The sequence below is a fragment of the Flagellimonas onchidii genome (genome assembly GCF_004804315.1).
Classification (GTDB): domain Bacteria; phylum Bacteroidota; class Bacteroidia; order Flavobacteriales; family Flavobacteriaceae; genus Flagellimonas; species Flagellimonas onchidii.
Genome location: NZ_SRXX01000035.1, coordinates 1 through 7,627, shown reverse-complemented (window position 1 = coordinate 7,627; position 7,627 = coordinate 1). Strand labels below are relative to the sequence as shown.

Annotated in this window: 6 protein-coding genes; 3 read left to right on the top strand and 3 right to left on the bottom strand. The window is 33.8% G+C overall.

All coding sequences use genetic code 11. From position 1 onward, the window contains the following. Positions 1-112: 112 nt before the first annotated feature. Positions 113-991: a hypothetical protein gene (locus tag E4661_RS18580; protein WP_136468965.1), complete on the bottom strand. Its 879-nt coding sequence runs from the start codon at positions 989-991 to the stop codon at positions 113-115. 247 nt (positions 992-1,238) lie between these two features. Here E4661_RS18580 and E4661_RS18575 point away from each other — a divergent pair, with 247 nt between their 5' ends. From E4661_RS18575 to E4661_RS18565, 3 genes are all read left to right on the top strand, one after another. Beyond that, on the top strand, positions 1,239-1,901 hold the full coding sequence (locus E4661_RS18575; protein WP_168796435.1) for a response regulator: 663 nt from the start codon (positions 1,239-1,241) through the stop codon (positions 1,899-1,901). Between the two features lie 121 nt (positions 1,902-2,022). After that, the gene (locus E4661_RS18570) at positions 2,023-4,299 is read left to right on the top strand and encodes a DUF2339 domain-containing protein (RefSeq protein WP_136468963.1); all 2,277 of its coding nucleotides are present in this window, start codon (positions 2,023-2,025) and stop codon (positions 4,297-4,299) included. 559 nt (positions 4,300-4,858) lie between these two features. Beyond that, positions 4,859-5,452, top strand: a complete 594-nt coding sequence (locus E4661_RS18565) for a hypothetical protein (protein WP_136468962.1) — start codon at positions 4,859-4,861, stop codon at positions 5,450-5,452. An 84-nt stretch (positions 5,453-5,536) separates the two neighbouring features. Here the strand turns inward: E4661_RS18565 and E4661_RS18560 are convergent, their stop codons facing one another. Both E4661_RS18560 and E4661_RS18555 read right to left on the bottom strand, forming a co-directional pair. Next, a complete protein-coding gene (locus E4661_RS18560) occupies positions 5,537-6,361 on the bottom strand; it encodes a carboxypeptidase-like regulatory domain-containing protein (protein WP_136468961.1) in 825 nt (274 codons plus the stop codon). Next, the coding region (locus E4661_RS18555) for a carboxypeptidase-like regulatory domain-containing protein (protein WP_168796434.1) at positions 6,358-7,627 on the bottom strand (1,270 nt) is incomplete at its 5' end. The genes E4661_RS18560 and E4661_RS18555, both read right to left, overlap by 4 nt.

The window sequence follows — 7,627 nt, the reverse complement described above, 5'->3', positions numbered from 1 at the left end:
TTTGGCAAGTTCTAATAATCCTAACTTTGGTTTGATGATCTTTTCTTCTGTACTCATCTGACAAATCTAATTTAAGGGTTAAACTAATTTATTAAGATTGTCAGATTAAGTCTTAACTATTACACATAAAGCGACCTGCAATATAAACATCAGCTTTTTCTAACCAAGACTCCTTTTTATCCTTAATTTTCATTTTCTCAATTCTTAAACTTATTTTCTGACTTCCTCCATTGTTTGAGGTTACATTTGTGCTAGTAGTGCCGCCTGTTCCCCCGGTTGTACCCGTAGTACCACATTTTGCACTTTTGTAATGGTTACCACATCCATCAGTAGTGCCTATTTTGTATGTGCTGCTAGATCCCGATTTTCCGGAAGTTGAGCCAAATATGTCTTCCTCCAAAATTTCACCTTCAACCAATTCCAATTCATTATTAGAATTTAATTGATAACCAATCACAATTTCTCTTTCAGCTTTGGTATCATAAGTTGACATTAAAAACAGAGGTGAAGAATCGTCCCCTTCTTTAATTTTCTCAATGTACGGAATCATTTCTTCTTCTGATAGTCCATCAAATGCCCCTAATGAATACTGTATGTCTTTATCGACAATACCTCCTTTGTTATCAAATGCATCCGAGTATATCAAATCTCTGAGTAAAACTTTTCCAGAACCATTCCTTTTACTAGATTCCTGCGCCAATGAATTGTTGTAATCTATCTTAGAGGAAACAACTTCACTCACCAATTGCGCCAAATGAAATGAACGATAATTTAATTGTTCATCTAGTTCAGCTAGTCGAATATATTCTTTGTCATACAAATCTGTTGCGATGATATCATCTGAAGGAGTAATCGAAGATTCAGTCGATTCTTCATCCATAGAAGTAATATCACTAGAAGCAGATTGAGAAAAACCTTCATTTTTAGTACAGGAATTCAAAGACAAAAAAATACTTAAGAATAGTAAATTGAATAATGCTTGTTTTTTCATTTAGAAAGATATTTAAAGTTTTACATATGTTATCTGAGGGAACCATTTCAAAAACTATGTTCTTGAAATATCAAAGCAATAACAAACTTAGAAAAAAGACATTCGTAAAACTGACGGTTTTACCGTCAGTTTTGGTCAACTATAGCTTAACTGTATCTTTGTTAGGATAGCTAATTCAAGAGGGATAGTTTTTATTTTAAATCAAATAGAAGAAATCCCCAACTTCGTGCCTACTAAACATTCAGATTTGAGAGAAAAAGTAAAAATCTTGATGATTGATGACCATCCATCTATTCTTGAAGGATATCAGTTATTAATCGAAAAAAGTGGTTTAGATTATGACATACACTTTTGGAAAGCCAAAAGTTGTGATCAGGCTTGGGAGATATTGAAAACCAATGAACGACCTTTCCATATAGTTCTTTTGGATATTTGCATGCCACCAAGTTCTAAATACTCGTTTATTAATGGAGAAGAATTAGGAATTAAAATCAGGGAAAGATACACTTCCAAAATTATCGTTTTAACTTCATTAAGCGATGAAAAAAGGATATCCAACATACTTCACAACGTAAAACCTGATGGACTGATTATAAAAACCGACGTAACTAAACACACTCTGTCAAAATCAATTTCAGCAGTATTATCTGGTAATTCTTATTTGAGCGAAAAAATGTTAAAAGTTCAATCGAATTTAACAAACTCGGGAAAAGATTGTCTTGATGTTTATGATATAAAAATCCTCAGCTTACTCTCTAAGGGTGAGAAAACCAAGAATTTACCTAATTATCTTCCTTTTTCTTTGTCTAGCATAGAAAGAAGGAAAAAGAAAATCAAACTATACTTTGGATTGGAAACTAACTCAAACTACGAATTACTCGACAGGGCTAAAAGTCATGGTTTTATTTGATTTTTCAGAATGATATACCAAACGCATCCAACTGATTTTATTGACATATCTTTAAAGCTTAGCTCAGGAATGTATCAAGAAACTTTATTCTTTTAAATCCTGTTTTTTTAAATTTATCAAAATGGTTAATAAAGAAGATAGGTTTCATCAACTTTACAATCGCTTAGAAAAGCTTTTGGAAAGACAAAATCTTCTCTCAAAGGATATTAGTTCTATACAGATTGAGATAAAGAACTTAAAGAACCCCGATAAGCTCGAAAAAGTTGAAAAAAAGAATTCCCCCGCTTTGGATGAGCAATCCAGGGTACAGGAGGACATTCAAAATACAATTCCTCTAACTCACAGCAAGTATCCCAGGATAAAATCTGATTTTGAAAAATTTGTTGGTGAAAACCTCATCAATAAAATTGGGATAATAATAACAATCATAGGTATAGCTATTGGAACCAAATACTCCATCGACCATGATTTAATTGCTCCAGTTACTAGAATAATACTTGGCTATTCAATGGGAGTATTACTCTTGGTAATTGGTATGAAACTGAAAAAGAAGTACATAAATTATAGCGCAGTTCTTGTGAGTGGCGCTATCGCTATCATTTATTTTATCACCTATGTCGCATTCAGTTTTTATACCCTAATACCGCAAGCAGTTTCATTTATAATTATGGCGTTGTTGACAGTATTCGCTGTTCTAACGGCATTAAATTACAGCAAACAAGTAATTGCTCACTTCGGATTAGTAGGAGCCTATGCAGTACCCTTTTTATTAGGTGACAATAGTGGCAATATTGCTGTATTGTTTAGTTACATGACCATAATAAATGTGGGCATTCTTTTTATTTCAATCAAAAAATATTGGAAATCACTGTACTATTCCTCATTTATTCTAACATGGCTAATATTTTTATTTTGGTATATTTTTAGTTACAATGAAAGTCAAAATTTTACCATTGCGATAATATTTTCGATGGTATTTTTTCTATTGTTTTATGCTTCCTTCTTAGTGTATAAAATAATCAATAAGGAAAGTTTTGGTGTAGAAAATATATTCTTGCTACTGACTAACTCTTTTATTTTCTATGGGTTGGTCTTCTCCATTTTAAATGATAAGGAATCAACGAAAAGCCTATTGGGCATTTTTACCCTGGGCAATGGGATTATGCATTCATTGGTATACCTCATTATCTCTAGAACGAAAGCTATCGATAAATATCTGACATATCTTATCTCGGGTATAGCCATACTTTTTATAACAATTGCAGTTCCTGTGCAACTGGATGGTAATTGGGTGACCTTTCTTTGGTCAGGAGAAGCAGCGCTCTTATTTTGGATTGGTCGAACAAAAAACGTGATTATCTATGAAAAACTTTCCTATCCACTGATTCTATTGGCCTTTATGAGTACTGTCCATGATTGGTTTATGGGTTATAGTATTTACTTCATGGGCGCTTCAATTGAAAAGTTTACCCCGCTCATAAATATCAATTTTCTATCATCATTATTTTTTGTTGCTTCTATAGGCTTAGTTAGTTATTTCGACAAAAAGTATGTCCCATTTGGTAACTCTCAAACATACTTTTCCAAAACTTTTACCCTTTCTATATCTATACTTTTCTTTTTTACAATTTATTACATGTCCAGATTGGAAATAGCACATTATTGGAATGCTCTAATCGCTAACTCAAATGTTCAAAATTCCAATGGCAGCTCATTGACAAGTCTCACTACAAACACTGATTTAGAAAACTTCAAGATAATTTGGATTATCAACTATTCTTTGCTTTTTATTTCTGCTTTGACATTTATAAATACATGGAAGTTAAAGGACAGACGGTTGTCACAACCTATTATGATAGTAGGTGCGTTATCCATCATAATCTTTCTTTCTCAGGGTTTGTATGTATTAAGTGAATTAAGGGAATCTTATCTATCTAACCAGGAAAATAGTTTTAATGTTCTTATCAGATATATTTCATATGTCTTTTTCTTTACTGCGATTTTCGCCTGTCATAGAATTAAAACATTCTATCTTAAAGAACCAAAACTGGAAATTACCTTCGATTTATTTACTCATATTGCCTTGGTATGGACTGCAAGCAGTGAGTTAATTAATTTATTAGATATTTCTGGATTAAGTGATTTATATAAGCTTGAATTGAGCATTCTTTGGGGGGGTTATTCCCTACTCCTCATCATTTTGGGTATTTGGAGAAGAAAAAAGTATTTAAGAATAGGAGCAATTATGCTTTTTGGAATAACACTTTTAAAACTCTTTTTTTATGACATTACCCACTTGAGTACGGTTTCAAAAACCATTGCTTTTGTATCATTGGGGGTACTTCTCTTAATAATTTCCTTTTTGTATAATAAGTATAAGCATCTGATTTCCGATTGAATTTAAAAATCTTAGAATTAAAAAAATGTCCTAAAACAGTATTTATTCTTCATAATTCGGAGGTCGGAAGTTTAAATCCCAACCTCGCTACTTTTTGAAGATAACAAAATCATCCCAAACTTTGGATTAAGTTCGGTTCACTTTTAGTTAAAGATTTACAATCCGTCTTATTGGGATGTTTTTTGGAATATCATTTGATGGTGTTTCATATTAAAAATTACATGCATACATTCGTGCTTGCAAATCCAGAATGATATTTGCGTTTAAAAAAGTTCAATTTGATATTGGTGTGCCATTCGGTGTGCGTATTGATAGATTGATATTCAATATTCTGTAATACAGGATGTTATGGTTAGGGCTAGACTTCTTGCCACGATTGTTAGTAAACATAGGGCTTCCCGAAACAGGAAGCCTTTTTCTTTCCCTTTGGTACAACATGGGTAAAACATCTTCTACCCACCAGGTTTCATTTTCTCCTTTCAATTGTAAAAAGTGAAAGAAAAGCCTAAAGTTTTTTAAAGGAACGAATATTTAGGAATGAACCTTTAAATTTGGTGCGATGAAGAAACACACCAACAAAAAAGCGATTTTAGCACTCTTGATGGTTATGTTTTGTGCACAATCTTCCAGAGGGCAGTCATACGAAGGGAAAGGAGCAAGAACAAAAATTGTGGAGAAGACTCAATTTAGACTGAATCTATTAAGTCCCGGTTTTGATTTTGAAATAGGAATTTTTAAAAATCAGACCATTGTAGGTGGGGCAGGTGTAGGGTTGGCTTATTATGAAGAAGGTCATGCTTTTGGAATTGCAGCTACCGCCCAATACCGTCTCTATCACAATCTCAATAAAAGAATAAAAAATGACAAGGTCATCGCTGGAAATTCGGGGAATTACATTGCTGCTTCGTGTTCCATTTATTTTGATCAGTTGATTATTTCCACGGATATCCCATCAGCTAATTTTAATATTGGTTACTTCGGGTTGGTTTATGGTGTTCAACGAACTTACGAGAATGGATTCAATTTTGATGTTTCTGTGGGGCCGGGATATTATTTGGGAGATGGGGTGCCTTCTGGGTATGGCCCCATATTGAACCTTAAATTTGGTTGGGTGGCTACCAAAAGAAAGTCCCAACGTATTTATTTTCAGTAATCATCAAAAATGATGTTGTGACCCAAGCTACCCTTTTTTGGGTGTACCAAAGTTTGGGTGAACAAAAAGTAATAATATCACATTTCAATATTCTATTTCCACATTTATTGTTGATGCCCCTTGAAGTTTATTCCATTTCCCTAGACTATTTCTTCTTGAATACCCTTTTCCTTTTGTCAAAATTGCCCCAATGTAAACTTCCAATGGATTTTTAAAATCTGGGATGAATTCCACACCAACAAAAAAATCTTCTTCTAGATAGATGTGGCGTTTGGTAAGGTCAATTTGCAACCACCCAGGTTCTATCTTTTTTTTCTGAACAATATTTTCGAATATCAGTTTTTCGCCTGGCGTGTTTTCCAAATTTTTATAAAAATTGACCCTGACGTGGCTACTATCTGAGTCAAAACCTCTTCTCAGATAAATATTGATATATTTCACCCGTACAGTTTTATCCGGTATATTGATTCTTTGGGCGTTCTCGATAATGTCCGTATCCTTAGAAACTGCACCGAGCCACAACAATGGATTGTGACTTTTAACCCCTATTTTTCTCTTTTTCTTCTTTTTGTTCGAAACAATTACTTCGGCTAGCTCGTTTGTCCGGAGTTCCAGAAATATGGTTCGATCGTTAAAGTTTTCGATTGCAACTTTTATGGAGCGATAGCTCACATGGCTTATCGTAAGACTATCTTTGGAATGTTCAATGGGGATTTCCAGTTTAAATTTCCCATTTGAATTTGAGATTGTCCCCTTATTTTTGTTCAATATCCCTATGTTCACAAATTCAATAGGTTCTTTGGTTTCTGCATCGGCAATTGTTCCGGTCATTTCAATTTTCTGTGAGAACACATGGGGGTTCAATATCTGGAACAAAAGAAACAGAAGAATGTAGCGGTTATACCTCATTGTTTTTGTTTTTGAGCAAATTGTTTAAGAAACGAGTCCCAATAGGTCTTATCAAATTCAACTCGATTTAAAACGGTATGTTCCTTTTCAGAAAACTCATACTCTATTTCCTCAATATCCTTTAATTGGAAATCAAAAAGATGGGAATCCATTTCAAGTACACCATTTTCCCGTTTATTGTCTTTATCAATGGTTTCATCATAGCTACGGTTAAAATATCTTGTTGCATAATATTTTCCATCATTTAGAATATCCTCAAAATAGCAAATGTTCTCTTCCTTTATCGTTGTCTGGACAATGTTTTGATAGTGGTGGCCATGTCTTTTTAAATGCTTCTCGATTTCCTCTTCGCGCAATAGGGTTTCCCAGTTTTCCACAACCTTCACTATTGCAAAATTTACTTTGTCAATATATACCCTTCCGAAATATTTGGTAGGATACCCCCGATTTGTATAACTCCATTTATTCCTTTCGGTCTGAAAAGAAATCACATATAATCCATCTTCCACTTCATTGTTCGACCCTATAAATTCCAGCTTGAACTTCTTGTATTTTCTTTTGTGCAAAATGTTGGCATATCGTATGGCATTCTGCCTGTAAGAAAAAAATTGGGAGGAATATTTATATTTTTTCGGATTGTTGTTTTTGTTCCATTTGATTTGCTCGACCCTTTGGGTTATTACATAAGGGGATAGATAACCTTGGTCATAATCTTTTGTGATTAACTCCAGATCAAGTTCGTCCCTATCATTCTTATTGACCAGTACCCTGCCATACCTATAAAAGTTGAATGGTTCTATTGGGTGGTTTGTTTTTTTCCTTGAAATGGCCTTTTTAAGAACTGTTGCTGGTGACAAATATCCCGTGACAACGACTTCCTTAAGTTCCTCGAATTTCGGTTTTAAATAGGTTTTTATGTTTAGTTTCTTGAACAAAACTTGACTTGTCTCAAAGCCCAAAGATGATATTTCCACTGAAGAACCTTGCTCTATTCTTTTGTCGACAGGAAGTTGATAATATCCATTTTTGTCTGCCACCCTGTAGATTTCTTCATTTTTCAAGATCAAGGTAGCAAATGGTACGGGAGCATTGTTTGTTTGGTCGATGACCTGCCCTTTTATGATCGTTTTTTGTCCTTTCCCGATTTGCCCAATTTTTTTCCCAAAACCCAATTGTTTTTCAGAAATGGCCAAACTGTCCATAATAACCCTATGTTTCGGTAATGTTGCCCTTTGGAAAAATATGTACCCATCGTGCAATTGATCC

Excerpts from the sequence above, each read along its gene's own strand:
- E4661_RS18560 (WP_136468961.1), bottom strand. The coding sequence starts at position 6,361 with ATGAGGTATAACCGCTACATTCTTCTGTTTCTTTTGTTCCAGATATTG.
- E4661_RS18565 (WP_136468962.1), top strand. The coding sequence starts at position 4,859 with ATGAAGAAACACACCAACAAAAAAGCGATTTTAGCACTCTTGATGGTT.
- E4661_RS18570 (WP_136468963.1), top strand. The coding sequence starts at position 2,023 with ATGGTTAATAAAGAAGATAGGTTTCATCAACTTTACAATCGCTTAGAA.
- E4661_RS18580 (WP_136468965.1), bottom strand. The coding sequence starts at position 991 with ATGAAAAAACAAGCATTATTCAATTTACTATTCTTAAGTATTTTTTTG.